The following is a 15232-nucleotide window of genomic DNA, read 5'->3' on the forward strand; positions in this document are numbered from 1 at the left end:
CGCTAGAGCGTTTTCGGTTTAATCTGGCTCCTATCCTGCGGCTCCTGCGGCGGCGAAGAAGTTGGCGCACTCGTCGGGTGTGACGGTGTCGACGAGGCGCCCGATGGCCGACCACAAACCCTCGACGGTCCGCTCGGCAGCCTTGCGCAGCAGCGCTTTCAGCTTCGAGAAGGCCACCTCATCCTGAGCCTGTCGAAGGATCGATGGGGTTGAAGTCGGGGCTGTAGGGCGGGAGGAACAACAGCCTCGCGCCCGCGGCCTCGATGGCGGCTTGCACGGCCAGACCCTTGTGGTTGCCGAGGTTGTCCATGACGACGATGTCACCGGGAACGAACTCGGGCACCAAGACGCGATCGACGTAAGTCTGGAAGGCGTCCCGGTTGATCGGCCCGTCCAGCACGAACGGGGCGGTGATCCCGGACAGGCGTAGGCCCGCCACGAAGGTCGTGGTCTTCCAATGGCCGTGCGGCACGGACGAGCGCAGCCGCTCGCCGCGCGGTGAACGCCCGCGGGTGCGGGCCATGTTGGTCGCGGTCCAGGTCTCGTCGAGGAATACGAGGCTGGCCGGATCGAGATCGGGCTGACCCTCGAACCACGCCTCGCGCGCAGCCCTCACGTCCGGTCGATTCTGCTCGGCGGCGTGTGCTGTCTTTTTTTGTACGTGAGATCGCGCGCGTCGAGGAACGTCCAAAGGGTGCCGAGCCCGACCGTCAGATCGTGCTCGTCCCGAAGCCGGGCGCGCATCTCCTCCAGGGTGATGTCGTCCTTCGCGTCGATCAGGCCGCGCAGGAACGCCTCGTGCGGATCGAGCTTCGAGCGGCGCGCGCGTCCTTGCGGACGGGCCGCCACTGTCCCGGTCGTTGTGAGCGCGGCCATCCAGCGGATCGAAGTGGCGACACCGACCCCAAACCGCGCTGCCGCCTGCCGGCGCGAGGTCGTGGCGGCGGCTTCCACCACCCGCTCGCGCAGATCCTGACTGTAGGGCCGTCCCATCTGTCGCTCCTCCTCCAGAGCGATCAGTGAATCAGTCCGACAGTCTCGCGTGAACCCCAACGCATCGACTCAGCGCAAACCGAAAACGCTCTACCTGCGTAAAACTATGGATTTTATCTCGTAATATTAATGACATAGGTGTTCGCAGTTTCATGCTGTCCGGCGCGCCAATCTTCTCAATGACTTACTGGGCTTCGCGATGTGGTCCGAAGATCGCCGCGGAAGCACTGTGGAAGCAGTGCGGCTCGAAACGCCCTTCCCTGACTCTCGGATTCATCAAAGCTCGGGCGGTCGTGCCATGGGCTGACCGTGGCATTCTGGCCGCGCAACCAATCGTGAAGGGCTGTCTGAAGTGACCGGCTCCCACGCTGAGCCCGACAAGATTGCCGAGGTTGCTCGGCTCGCGACGGCGATCGCTGACCGCATCCTCGAGCAGCATTCCGCTGGCGCGACGATTCCGCCGGAGCAGTTCACGATGCTCGTCAGGGCTGCCCGGATGCTTCTGGACAACGGCGCGCCCTGGCCAACCTCCGTCGAGCATTTGCTGATGGAGGTCGCCCGGCGCATCGAGCAGGCCGAGGCGGATCCTGGCGTTGCCCCGGCCGCGTCTGTGGGCGACGATGCAGTAGTCCACCTGACACAGTTCCTCGGTGCCGTTAAGCGACGTGAAAACCCTCTCGACTGAGCGTGAAGCGGCCCTGGAAGCCGCCGGCGTCCTCTTCGTCGGAGTGTACAGATGTGTCTTTCCACAACCGTGGTGGGCGCTGGGGCACAATCTGCAGCCGTAGCGAAACCTTCGGATCGTAATCACGAGCGTGGAGGCAGGATGCTCCGGCACAGCACCACGCCGCCATAGGCGAAGGCTCAATCCGCCTATGGCGTCTACGCGCCGCTACGTCGCACGACGTCTTGGAGCGGCATGCGAGAGGTGGTGGCTCAGTTATCCTGCGGGGATGGGCACATGCGGCAGATGGACCGCAAGCGGTCGCGACGCGTCAGGCCACGCTGCCGGCGCCCTATACCTCTGGCATGAACCGCTTCGCACTCATCGGCATCTTCGCAGCCCTGTTCGCCGGCATCTTGGTGATCGGCGGCACGTGGTCGTACATGACCAGCATCAGTCCGGCCGTCGGGCCGGATACAAGCGCGACGCCCAACCCCACCGCCCAGCGCAAACAACCGTAGCTCGTCCCGTAGGCCCCACGGAAACCCGCTCCGGCGACTTGGGCGGATGATGGGGCCGGGCAGGTCTCGAAATGCCCATCCCGAAGCGCCCGCGACCAATGATGCACTCGCGCGTTGTGGCATCGTCCAGCCTCGACCGGAGCGTCCGATGCTCATCCGATCCGTCCTGCTTCTCGTCGTCTTAACGTCGAGTGCTCAAGCCGCGGCGTTCGACGACGTGAAGGGATATCTGGCTTCCTGCCTCCAGTTCGAGATGAACGGGGCCGGTCCGCAGCGCGGGGCGACGCCGGCATCCAAAGTCCGCCGCGCGCTAGAGCGGTGCGGCCCGGAGGTCGATCGCGTCGAGCGGGCAGATGGGCGGCGGCTACGCAGCGATGGCGGAATCAGCCCCTCGACCAAAGAGGTCATCCAGAGCGTCGTCAGCCGGAGCCGAAGCGGCGTCTCCAACGTCCGATACTGAGGACCCGATCGTTTCCAGGGTAACCAGAGACCGGGACTTCGCCATCGAACACTTGGCGTCCCGGCCGCTCATTTCCGCGGCCGCGTTTCCGCCCGCGCCTTGTCGAAGGCCTCGTGCCCATTGTCGCCCTCAGCAGGCGTGTCCTTGCCGCCATGCTCGGCCGTCGGCTTCACCTCATCGTTTCGCGGTGCGCCGATGTCGCCGGGCTCGGACGCTCCGAGCGAGCGTGGCCCCTGTGAGGTCCCGCGGACCGGCAGGTCCTCATAACCACGCTCGCCCGGCGGTGTCTCGGCTGGGTCGGTCTCGGGGCGTTTCGAGTCGATCATGATCGCGGCGCTCTCTGTGTCGGCCGTCGGACAGCGGATGGGCGACCTGGATCAGGTCGGCTGCACCGCGGTGTCCTCCACCTCGGGATCATCCTCTTCCGGCACGGTCGGCTTTGGCGGCTCGATCTCGTCGAGGCGGGACGGATCCTCGATCAACGCGCCTGGATCCTCGCCCGGCATCGGGGTGTCAGCCTGAGTCATGGTGCGCGCCTCCGTTCTTGAAGCGCTACGCTCCGTGAGCCCAGGCGTTCCCTTCTGGTGCCGCCGCGTGGGTGAACACCACCGAATGGCACTTATCGGGTCGCCTCCTCCGGCGCCGGCCGTTTCCGCGGCGGTGGAAGCCCCTCAGCCCCTCGCTGCTGTCACCGGGCCTGCCGCCACTTCAAATAGGCCTGGTAGATCTCTTCCTTTCCAGCCTGCCGGTTGGTCTGCGCCTGGAAGAAGCGATCGAGATCCGGTTGAGAGGCAATGTCCTGCTCGTGGTGGCGATCCAACCACTCCTGGGCGGGGCGGAAGCGCGTCCAGCCGGCGACCGACGCCGCGAGGTTGACCTCGCGCCATTTCGGATGCCGCTGCGGGGCCAGGAACTTGTCGAACTGGCCGAAGAACGCGTCGACGAAGCGGACGAGCTTCTCGTAGCGCGGCGATCCCCGCGGACTGTTGTAGACCCCGAGGACCGTGCCGACGGCCACGGTCTCGACCGCATCGCCGCTGACGAATTTCGGATAATCCGCCTGCGTCAGGGTGGCCGGGACGTAGGCCTCGTTCATCGTGTCCGGATAGGGTGCCTTGACGAAGTGGAAGCGGTCCCCCGGATCGAAGCCCGCGATGAACGCCACGGGCTTGGCCGCCACGGAGACGACGGCCTGGATCTCGCCCTTGCGCAGCATCTCGAGCGCGGTCGGCTGGTCGACATTGACCGCCTCCACACCGATACCGAGCTCGCGGAACATGGCGCGGCCGCTGTAATCCGTGCCGCTGCCCTTGACGTCGAAGCTGACCCGCTTGCCGGCGAGATCGCCGATGGTCTGGATCGCGTTCGGCGCGATGATGTGCAACTCGTCATCGAACAGCTTGGCGATGAACTGGATGTGCCGCTCGATGGTCTTGAGGCGCTTGTCCTGCCGCAGCTGCTCCAGCGTGTCGGTGCGGACGAAGCCGAGATCGATGCCCTTCAGGAAGCGGATGTCGTAGGCGTTCTCGCCGGCACCCTTGCCGAGGATCGGCAGGATCCGCAGCTTGTCGCCATCATCCAGCACGAAGGCGAGGTCGGCGCCGATCCGGAAATAGGTCCCGCCGGGGGTTCCCGTCACCACCGTGACGGTGTTGGCGTTCATGCGCTCGCCGAGGGCAGCCTCCGTCATGGAATCGGGATGCGCCGAGGCCGACTCCGTGGCTCGCGCGGCGGGCCCTGCCACCAGGGCTGCGAGCCCGAAGAGAGCGGCAAATCTGGCAAGCCTCGGCATGAATACGTCCCTTGCTGATCTGTCAGCCGTCCGTGATTGGGGGCCTCAGCGACCCGTGGCGGCGAGCCGCCGCTCCTCCGTCCGGTCCTGGCGCGCGGCCTTCGCGTACAGGCTCTGGGCCAGGTCCTGATCCGACCGCAGGCCGCGGACTTTCCAGGTCCGCAGCATCGCCGGGTCCCAGGTCTGCGCCAGCAGGAAGGTTGCGTTCGGCGCGTCGCGCGCCTGGGCGCGCTCCAGCAGAAGTCGCGCACCACTGATATCGCCGAGCCGGATCAGGCCCTTGGCGCGCTCGACCAGCGGGTCGGCCGCCGCCGGTGGACGCGTGGGCGTCGCGGGCCGTGGAAGGCTCGTAGCCTGAGCCCCGGCATTGGGTTTTTTGTCGGCGGTGGTGGGAGGCGCTGGGCGGTCGCTCGCCGCGATGCTTTCGCGAGGGGCGACAGGCGCCGCCGTCGGCACGGGGACATCGGAGGCCAGCACGTCAGGGCTGGCACTGGCGGCCAAGGTCCGGGACGGCGGACTCGTCTCGCGGATCTGCGCGGCAGGCTGCCCGACGGTGCCGGGCTCGTCGCCGCCAGCCGCCACGTCGCGGTCTAAGCGATCCGGCGTGAAATTGACGTTGAGGCGGCTCGACGTGACATCGATGTGCCCCCCGGATTCCGGAGTCCAGATCGCCGCAACGGAGAGCGCGAAGCTGCTCTCGCGCGCATCGTTCTGCAGGATCTGGATCCCCGACAGATCCCAGGTGCTGACGTCGACATCGTTGTTGTCGCTGGTCGACGAAAACGTGTTGGTGGCGTCGCTGATCGTGACGCCCCGGGGGAGCCCGAGCAGCCTGATCGCCTCGATATAGACGTTCCGCACACGGACAAGCTTGATGTCCAGAGGCAGGGCGACGCCGATCTTTCCGGAGGCGTCATGGGTTGTGATCAGCAAATCCGATGATCTGCCTGGCGCCGAATCCGCAACGGTTCGGCCGATGGGCGTATCGGACTCGGAGCGATGACGATGATCCACGCTCTGTGCCGGCACCGGTCGGGACAGCGAGACCGTCAGACCGAGCGCTAGCGCAATCGACGTGCGTCCGCCCCATTTCCGGCAAGGCATTTCCATCGGATGCACTCCATGCCAGGCACTGTACTGCTAAACTTTTCACCGAATATAATATCTCCAATTCCGCGTCAATGAAGATGGATTATCGTCGGCTGCACTCCGCTAGACGATGGCGACGAACATAGTCGTCTTGGAAGCAGCACTCGGCGGAGAGTTTTGCGTGACCGCCGGGATCCCGTGCGGTGGGACCGGCGACGGGGCCCGTGCCATCGTTGCCGATCTGTGGCCGCGCTCCGCTCGCCGGAAGCATTGAGGGCCGCGATCCTGCCCGCGTCGCCGCGAAGCTGCCTTCGAGGAGGGCACTCTGCAAAGGCGTTTACGTCCGTGGCACGTTCCGTCCGCCGTTGCCGTGTCCGTTCCCGGTGCCGAAATTTCCGTTGCCGTTCGTCTGATTGCCGTTGCCGTTGTTCGAGCCGACGTTGCCGTTGCCGTTGCCGTTGCCCGCTCCGATCGGCGAAATCAGCGTCTGCGGCCCATCTGATGCCGGCTGGGCAAGGGCGGGGATGCCGCCGGGCGCGGCCTGAGCCGCGATGGGCCCGAGCAGGCTCCACGCGAGAAGAGCAAGGATTCGATGCACGGCGCTCGGCTCCATCTGGGTCGTCGCCCTACGGGAACAGGTCTCCGTCTCGGGCCTCGATGCAGGTTCCGCCGCCGAAGCGGTGTCCCCTTCGGCGGCGCGTGCTCTCAACGGCGGAAGAACGACGGTAGCGACATGTTTCCGTTGAGGTTTCCGTTCCCGCCACCGACGTTGCCGTTGCCGTTGCTGCTGCCGCCGTTGAGGTTTCCGTTGCCGGCGCCGACATTGCCGTTGCCGTTGTGGGACCCGGAATTGTAGTTGCCGTTATAGGCGCCGACATTGCCGCTGCCGTTGCTCGCACCGGTGTTCCCGATGCCGTTGAATGCGCCGGCGTTGCCCGTCCCACCGTTGAAGGCACCCACGTTGTTCGAGCCGGAATTGAAGGCGCCCATATTGCCGTTCACGATGGGCGTACCGCTGCCGTTGCCGTTGCCGGTGCCATTTCCGGATCCGATGTTCCAACTGCCGTTGTTGTTGCCGTTCAGGGATCCGAGGTTGCCGTTGCCGTTGCCCACACCGTTCCCGATAGAGAAGATCTGAGCCTGCACCGGAACCGTGGTCGCGCCGACGAGCCCGAGGAGGGCCACGATGCGGAGTCGAGACTTCATCGCGTTGCTCCTTGTTCCGCGCCGGGGCATCTCCGGCCTGCCTCCGCCGACGGCCGTCCCGGACTGGACGGCGGTCACCTCATGCGTCTCAGGGCGTGCGACTCGGCGGTCGCACGCCTGTTCGCGGCCCGCTCAGCGGATCGTCAGGAAGCGAGGGCCGTTGTTGCTGCCGTTGCCGTTGCCGTTGGCGAGACCGGCATTGGCGTTGCCGTTCAGGTTGCCGTTGCCGACGGTGAAGCGGCCGTAATTGAAATTGCCGTTGGCATTGCCGTTCAGGCTGCCGGAGTTGAGGTTGCCGTTGGCATTGCCGTTGCCGCTGGCGCCGAACAGGTTGACGTTGCCGTTCAGGTTGCCGTTGCCGGAGCCGGAATTGCCGTTGCCGTTCAGGTTGCCGTTCAGGCTCCCGAAGTTGAAGTTGCCGTTGCCGTTGCCGTTCAAGGCGCCGGAATTGGCGTTGCCGTTGGCATTGCCGTTGCCCGAGCCGATGTTGCCGTTACCATTGCCGTTTCCGTTGCCCAGCGCCTGAGCCGACGCCATCGAAGGCATGCCGGCGAGGGCGAGAGCGGCGACGGCCGAGATCAGGATTGTCCTCATCGCGCATTCCTCCTGTCCGATGCATGCCCAATTCCATCTGCGGCTCGGGACATGCGGTCCGTTGCTCGGGGTGAGCAACGCGGTCAGGTTGCTGTGTTGGACAGGCCATGCATAGCCGTAAATCCGAGCTAACCTGTGTTGGCTACGCCTTTTGGATAAAAATGTGCTTGATTTCCGGGAATATGCTCGGATAATTATCGTCGAATGCAATAATCGTGCAAGCCGTTGATGAGAACGGATTATAATGGCATTTCATTATCGGAATTCGCTCGAGAAAATGCAGATATCGGAGGCGAACATTGGGGTTTTGGTTGTAATGCCAGTGCGGTATATTGATTAGAAAGCGGATTCATCCTCCGATGCCGATAGAGTCCGCGGTAAGGGAAGGGACGCGGCGGTGCAGCGCTTGGAACGCACGCGATCGGGTCGGAGGATGGAAGCCCAGTACGGGCTCTCGGCGCGCGAGCTTCGCGAGACCCTCGACGAGGTCGGCATCTGCACGTGGTCGCTCGACCCCGCGAATGGCCGGGTCGCCATCTCCGAGAATTGCCACCCCATCCTCGGCGTGTCGGCGCGGCGCCTGACCGATCACGACGCCTTCCAGGCCGTCGTGCATCCCGAAGATCGCGCCGCACGGGCGGCGGCGGTCCGTGGCGCACTGGAGCACGGCGGTCGCTACACCATCGAGTATCGCGTCCGCCAAGCCGACGGCGGGATAGGCTGGGTGCGCTCCCACGGGCGGGCCGAACTCGGTCGCGGCACGCGTCCGACCCGCTTCCGCGGCATCATCTACCGTATCGACGAGCATCGCCGGGCCGAGGCGCGCCTGCAGCGCCTCCAGGCCGATCTCATCCACGTCTCGCGCCTCTCCGCCATGGGCGAAATGGCTTCGGCGCTGGCCCACGAGCTCAACCAGCCGCTCGGAGCGATCAGCAACTACACGACCGCCTGCGACCACTTCCTCTCGGAGCCTGGAAACGAGCAGATCGATGCGGCCCGCAGCGCGCTCGCCGCCACTGCGCGGCAATCGCAGCGGGCGGGGGCCATCATCCGACGCGTGAGGGATTTCGTCACCCGGGGCGAGACGGACAGGCGGTCGGAGAGCGTCGCGGGGCTCCTCGAAGATGCCTGCGATCTTGCCCTCGTCGGAACCCGGGAACAGGGCGTCGAGACGCGGATCGACCCGGGTCCACCCGGGATCCGCGTCCTCGCCGACCGCGTGCAGATCCAGCAGGTTCTGGTCAACCTGATCCGGAACGCCTGCGAGGCGATGCGGGACAGCGCATGCCGGAACCTGGCGATCGTCGCGACCGCGCAAGACGATGGCGCGGTCCGCATCAGCGTCTCGGATACCGGGCCGGGCATCGCGGAGGCGGTTGCCGAGAGCCTCTTCCTGCCCTTCGTCACGACCAAGTCGACCGGCATGGGCGTCGGCTTATCGGTGAGCCGGTCGATCGTGCAGGCGCATGGCGGCACGTTCAGGGTGGACCGTCCCGCCACGGGGGGCGCCACCTTCCACTTCACCCTGCCGGCGGCTGAGGACTGACATGAAGACGGCCTCCATTTCGACGATCCACGTCGTGGATGATGACGAAGCGATGCGCCATTCGCTGGCACTCCTCCTCGGGGTGTTCGGGCATCGCGTCGCCGAGCATGCCGGCGCGGCGACGCTGCTGGAGGAGGCCAGCCGCCTGAACGGCTGCATCGTCGCCGATCTGCGCATGCCGCATATCGATGGCCTGGAGATGCTGGGCCGCCTCCGGGCTGCAGGCTCGATGGTGCCCGTCGTGATCATGACCGGACACGCGGACGTGCCGACCGCTGTGCGAGCCATGAAGCTCGGAGCCTGCGATGTTCTGGAAAAGCCGTTCGAGGCCCCCCTCCTGCTCGACGCGGTCCGGGCGGCCCTCGTCGGGGACGACGGCCCCCAACCGACCAGCGACGACGCGGACTTCGCAGAGCAGGTCAATCGCTTGACCGGGCGCGAGCGCGACGTGCTTCACCACGTCCTGCTCGGTCGCACCAACAAGGAGATCGGGCAGGTGCTCGATATCAGTTATCGCACTGTAGAAATCCATCGTGCTAAGGTCATGACCAAAACCGGTTGCGGATGTGTTCAGACTTTGGTACGAAGAGCCGCGAGAATATCCATGGTATAAAGATTTTTGCATTTTTTGGTCGATATTCGGATCATTGCGGATTATATCTGTACTTCGGTATTGATATTTAAAAAACATGATCTGACTGTTGATTCAATTGATTTGGGCAATAAACGAACAATCAAAAATATAAGTACAAATACTTACGGGTTCGGTGTGAGTTCCCAAGCGTAACAATTTCTGCAACCAAGTGGTCAAGGCCCGGGTGAAAACCCACGGTCGCAGCCGCCAGATCCGGGCCTCACCGGGCATGCGAAGCGGACAGGCGGGAGGTCTCGCACATGGCGCGCCGGTTGCCCAACAATCTGATGACGCTCGGCATCGCGGCGGTCTCCGCCTTCGCCCTGCTCACCTACGCGAATCCCTATGTCGGCCTGTTCGGGTCCACACAGCGCGGATCGCCAGCGGCCGCTGCCGCGAACGAGCCTGTCGCCCCCGTACCCGAAGCGGGCCGCTTCATCACGGCGCCGATCCAGCGCGGCGCCCTGGAGCAGCTCATCACCGCCACGGGGACCGTGCAGCCGGTCGACACCGTCGAGGTGGGCTCGCAGCTGGCGGGGCAGATCGCCCGGCTCTACGTGGACTTCAACGACCGGGTCCGCCTCGGCGATCCGCTCGCGGAGCTCGACCAGCGCAGCTTCATTGCCAAAGTCGAGGAGAACCGCGCGGCCCTCGACATGTCGGTGGCGAACGTGAAGGTTCAGCAGGCGCGTCTCGATCGGGCGCGGATCGACCTCGACAATGCCCGCGGCAACAAGGCCGTCCTTCAAGCCAAGGTCGAGAGTGCCCAGGCTGTGCAACTCGCGGCCGAGCGCAATCTCGACCGGAAGATAGCCCTGCGCTCCCGCGAAGTCGCCTCGCCGGCCGCGTTGGAAGAGGCGCAGACCGATCTCGCCTCCCGGAAGGCGCAGGCGCGGGAAGCGAGTTCGGTGCTCGACCTCAACGGCTTCGCGGTAGAGGGCGCCTTGGCCGAGGTGCGGCGCCTCGAAGCGGAATTCACGCAGGCCCGCGCGGCGGTGCCCCAACGCCAGGCGAGCCTCCGAGGAGCCGAGATCGACCTCGACCGGACGGTGATCCGATCCCCCACGGACGGCGTGGTGGTCGGCCGCTTCGTCAACCAGGGGCAGACGCTGGCCGCGGGCCTGGATGTCCGAACCGCCTTCAACATCGCCAAGAACCTCGCCGAGATGGAGGTTCATGCCCGGGTGGACGAGACCGATATCGGCCGGGTCGCGGCCGGGCAGCGCGCGACCTTCGGGGTGGACGCCTATCCGGGCCGGCGGTTCGAGGCCGTGGTCCGGCAGGTCCGCAAGGCGCCGCTCGTGACGCAGAACGTCGTCACCTACACGGTCGTCCTCAAGACCGACAATCGCGACGGCTTGCTCCTGCCCGGGATGACCGCCCTGGTGAAGCTGACGATCCACAAGGACGAGGACGTCCTGAAGGTGCCGCTGGCGGCCCTGCGATTCCGCCCCGAAGGCAGCGTGCTCCGGGATCCGGCCGCTCCCTCGGTCTGGGTGCGGGGCGCTGATGGGGGCCTCGAAGCCGTCCGGGTCGAGACCGGAGCGACTAGTGCCGATCTGGTCGCGTTGCGGTCGGCCGGCCGCCTCGCCGAGGGCAGCGAGGTCGTGGTCGGGCAGGCCGAGATGCCGGCGGGGCGCCGTCTGTTCGGCGTGCGGCTGGGGTTCTGAGATGTCGCTCCTCGCCCTCGAAGCCGTGCACCGGACGTTTCAGGTCGGGACCGTCCCGGTGCCGGTGATCCGCGACATCACCCTCGGAATCGAGGCGGGCGAGTGCGTCGCCATCATGGGTCCGTCCGGATCGGGCAAGAGCACCCTGATGAACATGGTCGGGCTCCTCGACCGCCCGACCTCGGGGTCGATCCGCCTCGACGGCAAGGACACGGCGCGCCTGTCCGACGATGCCCGGGCCCGGATGCGCCGGGACTGGATCGGCTTCGTGTTCCAATCCTACAACCTGCTCGCGCGCAGCACCGCGGTGGAGAACGTGGAACTGCCGCTGATCTATGCCGGCATGGAGCCGCGCTTGCGCCGCCTGCGCGCCCGGGCCGCCCTGGAATCGGTGGGCATGTCCGCCCGGGAGACGCATTTCCCCTCGCAGCTCTCGGGGGGCGAGCAGCAGCGGGTGGCGATCGCCCGAGCCCTCGTCGGCGAGCCGGCGGTCCTGCTCGCCGATGAGCCGACCGGGGCGCTGGACAGCCGGACCGGCGCGGAGATCCTCGACTTGGTCCGCCAGCTCAACCGCGCTGGGCAGACCGTCGTGATGATCACCCACGACGCCCATGTGGCGGCCCATTGCGCGCGCACGGTCCACCTGCGGGACGGCCGGGTGGTCGGCGACGTGCGCCAGCCCGGGCGGGTGGTTGCCGCATGAGCCTGTCCCAGACCCTCCTCGTCGCGCTGCGGTCCCTGCGCCTGAACCCGATGCGCAGCTTCCTCACCATGCTCGGCATCGTGATCGGCGTCGCCTCGGTGGTGACGGTGCTGGCCATCGGCAGCGGAGCGCAGGGGCGGGTCGCCGAGCAGATCCGCGCCGTCGGCGCGAATGTCCTGATGATCAATCCCGGCGCCGCCCGGAAGGACGGGGTCCGGTTGAAGGCCGGCACCCGCCTGACGCTCACGGAGGGCGATGTGGCCGCGATCCTGGCGCAGGTGCCGCAGATCCGGGTCGCAGCCGGGTCCTTGTCCGGGAGCGCGCAGATCGTGCGCGAGAGCCGGAACTGGAACACCACCGTCAACGGCACCACGAACGGGCACTTCCTCGTGCGCGACTGGACGCTGAAGGGCGGCCGCACCTTCAACGGGACCGAGCAGAACACCGCCGCCAAGGTCGTCGTCCTGGGCAGTGCGGTGGCGAAGGAGCTGTTCGGACGCGACAACCCGGTCGGGGCCGAGGTGCGCATCATGAGCGTGCCCTTCGAGGTGATCGGCGTGCTCGATGCCAAGGGACCGGACCAGGACGACGTGGTGTTCGTTCCTCTGGAGACGGCCAAGCTGCGCTTCCTCGGCAGCGCCAGCGGCGTGAACCGCGACGCCGTCGCCTACATCGTGGCCAAGGCCGTGTCGGACGAGGCGATGACCCGGGCGCGCACGGAGATCGAGGAGCTTTTGCGCCAGCGCCACCGCATCCTCGAAGGGCAGGAGGACGACTTCAAGGTCTCCGACCCGGCCGCCGCGATGGATGCCCAGCGCGGCGCCACGCGCACCATCGCGCTGCTGCTCACCTCCGTGGCGGGCGTGTCTCTGCTGGTCGGCGGGATCAGCATCATGAACATCATGACGGTCACGGTGACCGAGCGCACCCGGGAGATCGGGATTCGGCGCGCGGTCGGCGCGCGCGGCACGGACATCCGGCTCCAGTTCCTCGCGGAGGCCCTGGTGCTCTGTCTGCTGGGCGGTCTGGCCGGCGTCGTCGTCGGGAGCGCGATCTCGCTGACGGTGGCCCGGTCGGCGGGCTGGGCGACGATCATCGACGCGCAGGCGATCGTCCTGTCAGTAGGATTCTCGGCGCTGGTCGGCCTGTTCTTCGGATACTACCCGGCCCACCGAGCCTCTCGGCTCGATCCGGTCGATGCTCTCAAGATGGAATGATGGACCCGTCGGACGTGTTCCGGCGCAGAAGGAGGTAATGATGATCCAACCGTCCGCGCGAACCGCTCTCGCCGACACCCGCCTCGCCTTGACCGCACGCGAGCGGGAGATCATCCGGCATATAGCGCTCGGCGCGCAGAATGACGGCATCGCTTACGAGATGGGGATATCGACCAATACTGTTAAAACCCATATCGGCAACATCATGCGCAAATTCGGGCTGCACAACAGGACCCAGATCGCGATGCTGCTCACGCCCCATGTGACGCCCGCCGCACCCGTCCGGAACGGCCGTGTCCCGCCTGCTCGCCTCACGCCGTAGCAGGTGGCGCCGGTCAGCGCGGGGGCTCTGCCTGGGCGCGCCGGCGCCGCTTCGCCGGGGCGCGGCGGGAAACGGCGGGCTCGAGCTCGGATCGGGTCTCCGCGCCGAGGTCGGTGACGGCGGGATAGTCCTCGGAGGGCGCAAAGCCGACCGCCCGCTGCGCCTCCGCGCCAGGGCCGGCGAGGCAGCGCACGCCCTCGACGGCCAGCGCCAGGGCGACGTCGGGATCGTTGCACAGGATCTGCGTGGCCGCGACCCTGTGGCCAAGGCTGTACAGGGTCCGGGCATAGAGGCGCAGGTTGCACCCCTTGTCGGTCAATGTGCCGCCGAGCGTGACGCCGATCCCGGGACCGGCCCCGCCGACGCTCGCGCTGCCGAGGCAACTCTCGATCCCGGCGGCCGCCAGACCCGGCGCCCAAACGCTCGGCGTGTTCCGCCCGCTGCCGCCGCCGATGCTCACCGAACTCGACGAGCCCGCCGCCGCGGCGGCGGCCAGCGCGTTGTTGCTGCCGTTGCCGTTGCCATTCCCGTTGCCGGCTCCGGAATTGCCGTTCCCGTTCCCGGCGCCCACTTGAGCCTGCGCGGCCGTCGCCATCACGAGAGCGAGCCAGAGGAAGATCAGACGACTCACGAGCAACCCTCACCTCGGCGAAGAGCAGCAGAGGCCACACGGCATCAGCCCATGGTTCAAAGTCTGCCGCAGCTCGTCAATGGCTCCTGCCGCCTGGAAGAGTACTCATGGCCTGAATACTTGCTCGTGCCTGGCGAATTTTGAGGCGTGCGGCAAAAATAGCGACGCCCGTTCGGACGGCCTGACACCCGGTCCCTAAGCTTTAAGAACCATCCCATAGCGATATCATTCTGCGCCTCTCCGGACTGGTATTGTGGATCGGGCTAAATCCGGACGGGACGGTTGTTGAGCGTGAGCGGTCTGCAGCGGGCCGATCGCGGAAACGTCGAGAGGGCCTTTGTCGGATATGTGCTGAGTTCGGCGTTTCCAGAATACCGAAATATGCCGACCTCTGCGTTCGAAAGTCTTCGACTGGCTGTTGGGCGGCCGCGTTGCGGCGACGCCGGGCGGTCGGAGCCCGCAACGTTCGAGCAGGGGGGTGCAGCATTTACCGGTTGGCCCGGTCGACCTCCGCTCGGGCATCGGCAAGCGCCTGTTGAAATCCGCCGTCGCGCAGTAGCGCCTCGGCGATGATCGCGGCGGCGATCGTTCCGGCTTCGAGGTCGGACGGAAAATGCGTGCCGGCCTCGAAGCGGTTCCGGCCGTACTGGTCCGCACGGGCGAACAGGGCCTCCCGCTTCTCCGGCGCCAGGATCCCGAGCACGGTCGCCGCGAGATACCCGAAGGTCGCGTGGCCGCTCGGATACGATGTGCTGCCGGAACGGTGGCCGAAGGTGCGCAGATCCGGATCGAGGATGTAGGGCCGCTTGCGGCCGATCGCCGACTTGGCCGCCAGCACCGCCAATTCGCCGTCCTGGAACACGCGCTCGATCAGGGCGGCGAGCTTCGGCATGTGGGCGGCCGTGAAGGCTGGCCCGAGCACGTCGGCGAAGCGGTCGAGGGTGCAGGGCAGGTCGGCGGTGATGCGCCGCTCGTCCTCCGTGGTTCGCGCAGCGACCGCCGCGCGCACGGCGGCGAGATCGGCAGCTTCCGCCGCGGAGCCCGGCTCCGGCGGCGGCGGCAGGACCCGCTGGAGCGCCAGCGCCTCCGGGTCGATCCAGGTGGCGTGCAGCTCGGCCGCCGCGAGGGGCGCCAAGGGAAGGGCGGCCCAGACGAGGGACAGGAGCGCGCGGGACAGAGGGTGCAAGGCG

At 66.7% G+C, this 15232-nt stretch carries 18 protein-coding genes and 1 pseudogene; 9 read left to right on the forward strand and 10 right to left on the reverse strand.

Translation table 11 applies throughout. The annotated features are described in order from the left end of the window. Positions 1-30: 30 nt before the first annotated feature. Positions 31-993, reverse strand: a pseudogene (locus tag MKL20_RS29785) (IS630 family transposase). Between the two features lie 352 nt (positions 994-1345). Here MKL20_RS29785 and MKL20_RS29790 point away from each other — a divergent pair. The 3 genes from MKL20_RS29790 (at position 1346) to MKL20_RS29800 (ending at position 2638) form a co-directional block, all read left to right on the forward strand. Next, on the forward strand, positions 1346-1678 hold the full coding sequence (locus MKL20_RS29790; RefSeq protein WP_244039713.1) for a hypothetical protein: 333 nt from the start codon (positions 1346-1348) through the stop codon (positions 1676-1678). Positions 1679-2022: 344 nt separating this feature from the next. Continuing rightward, entirely contained in the window at positions 2023-2178 is a 156-nt protein-coding gene (locus tag MKL20_RS29795; protein ID WP_243970794.1) for a SipW-dependent-type signal peptide-containing protein, read from the forward strand. 148 nt (positions 2179-2326) lie between these two features. Then, positions 2327-2638, forward strand: a complete 312-nt coding sequence (locus tag MKL20_RS29800) for a hypothetical protein (RefSeq protein WP_244039714.1) — start codon at positions 2327-2329, stop codon at positions 2636-2638. 68 nt (positions 2639-2706) lie between these two features. Here the strand turns inward: MKL20_RS29800 and MKL20_RS29805 are convergent, their stop codons facing one another. The 7 genes from MKL20_RS29805 to MKL20_RS29835 all read right to left on the reverse strand — a co-directional run bounded on the left by MKL20_RS29805 (position 2707) and on the right by MKL20_RS29835 (position 7319). Beyond that, the gene (locus MKL20_RS29805) at positions 2707-2964 is read right to left on the reverse strand and encodes a hypothetical protein (protein WP_244039715.1); all 258 of its coding nucleotides are present in this window, start codon (positions 2962-2964) and stop codon (positions 2707-2709) included. A 51-nt stretch (positions 2965-3015) separates the two neighbouring features. Next, positions 3016-3165 carry a hypothetical protein gene (locus MKL20_RS29810; protein ID WP_243970798.1) on the reverse strand — a complete coding sequence of 50 codons (150 nt, stop codon included), beginning with the start codon at positions 3163-3165 and terminating at the stop codon, positions 3016-3018. 161 nt (positions 3166-3326) lie between these two features. Next, positions 3327-4430 (reverse strand): TAXI family TRAP transporter solute-binding subunit, encoded by a 1104-nt coding sequence (locus tag MKL20_RS29815; RefSeq protein WP_244039716.1) that lies wholly within the window; start codon positions 4428-4430, stop codon positions 3327-3329. 45 nt (positions 4431-4475) lie between these two features. Then, the gene (locus tag MKL20_RS29820; RefSeq protein WP_244039717.1) at positions 4476-5534 is read right to left on the reverse strand and encodes a hypothetical protein; all 1059 of its coding nucleotides are present in this window, start codon (positions 5532-5534) and stop codon (positions 4476-4478) included. 322 nt (positions 5535-5856) lie between these two features. Beyond that, positions 5857-6132 carry a hypothetical protein gene (locus MKL20_RS29825; RefSeq protein WP_244039718.1) on the reverse strand — a complete coding sequence of 92 codons (276 nt, stop codon included), beginning with the start codon at positions 6130-6132 and terminating at the stop codon, positions 5857-5859. Between the two features lie 92 nt (positions 6133-6224). Continuing rightward, a complete protein-coding gene (locus tag MKL20_RS29830) occupies positions 6225-6803 on the reverse strand; it encodes a hypothetical protein (RefSeq protein WP_244039719.1) in 579 nt (192 codons plus the stop codon). Between the two features lie 54 nt (positions 6804-6857). Next, complete coding sequence (locus tag MKL20_RS29835) at positions 6858-7319, reverse strand: hypothetical protein (protein ID WP_243970811.1); 462 nt, start codon at positions 7317-7319, stop codon at positions 6858-6860. A 433-nt stretch (positions 7320-7752) separates the two neighbouring features. Here MKL20_RS29835 and MKL20_RS29840 point away from each other — a divergent pair, with 433 nt between their 5' ends. The 6 genes from MKL20_RS29840 (at position 7753) to MKL20_RS29865 (ending at position 13411) form a co-directional block, all read left to right on the forward strand. Next, positions 7753-8865, forward strand: coding sequence for a sensor histidine kinase (locus MKL20_RS29840; protein ID WP_244039720.1), 1113 nt, complete (start codon positions 7753-7755; stop codon positions 8863-8865). A 1-nt stretch (position 8866) separates the two neighbouring features. After that, on the forward strand, positions 8867-9478 hold the full coding sequence (locus tag MKL20_RS29845) for a response regulator transcription factor (RefSeq protein WP_244039721.1): 612 nt from the start codon (positions 8867-8869) through the stop codon (positions 9476-9478). 281 nt (positions 9479-9759) lie between these two features. Further along, positions 9760-11169 carry an efflux RND transporter periplasmic adaptor subunit gene (locus MKL20_RS29850; protein ID WP_244039722.1) on the forward strand — a complete coding sequence of 470 codons (1410 nt, stop codon included), beginning with the start codon at positions 9760-9762 and terminating at the stop codon, positions 11167-11169. 1 nt (position 11170) lies between these two features. Further along, a complete protein-coding gene (locus tag MKL20_RS29855; RefSeq protein ID WP_244039723.1) occupies positions 11171-11872 on the forward strand; it encodes an ABC transporter ATP-binding protein in 702 nt (233 codons plus the stop codon). Continuing rightward, entirely contained in the window at positions 11869-13089 is a 1221-nt protein-coding gene (locus tag MKL20_RS29860; protein ID WP_243970822.1) for an ABC transporter permease, read from the forward strand. The genes MKL20_RS29855 and MKL20_RS29860 overlap by 4 nt, the downstream gene beginning before the upstream one ends. Positions 13090-13126: 37 nt before the next feature. After that, on the forward strand, positions 13127-13411 hold the full coding sequence (locus tag MKL20_RS29865) for a response regulator transcription factor (RefSeq protein WP_244039724.1): 285 nt from the start codon (positions 13127-13129) through the stop codon (positions 13409-13411). A gap of 13 nt (positions 13412-13424) precedes the next feature. Here the strand turns inward: MKL20_RS29865 and MKL20_RS29870 are convergent, their stop codons facing one another. After that, complete coding sequence (locus MKL20_RS29870; RefSeq protein WP_244039725.1) at positions 13425-14042, reverse strand: hypothetical protein; 618 nt, start codon at positions 14040-14042, stop codon at positions 13425-13427. Between the two features lie 487 nt (positions 14043-14529). Then, positions 14530-15228, reverse strand: coding sequence for a phosphatase PAP2 family protein (locus tag MKL20_RS29875; protein ID WP_244039726.1), 699 nt, complete (start codon positions 15226-15228; stop codon positions 14530-14532). Positions 15229-15232: the final 4 nt, after the last annotated feature.

The sequence above is a fragment of the Methylobacterium sp. E-066 genome (genome assembly GCF_022829635.1).
In the GTDB taxonomy this organism is placed as follows: Bacteria; Pseudomonadota; Alphaproteobacteria; order Rhizobiales; family Beijerinckiaceae; genus Methylobacterium.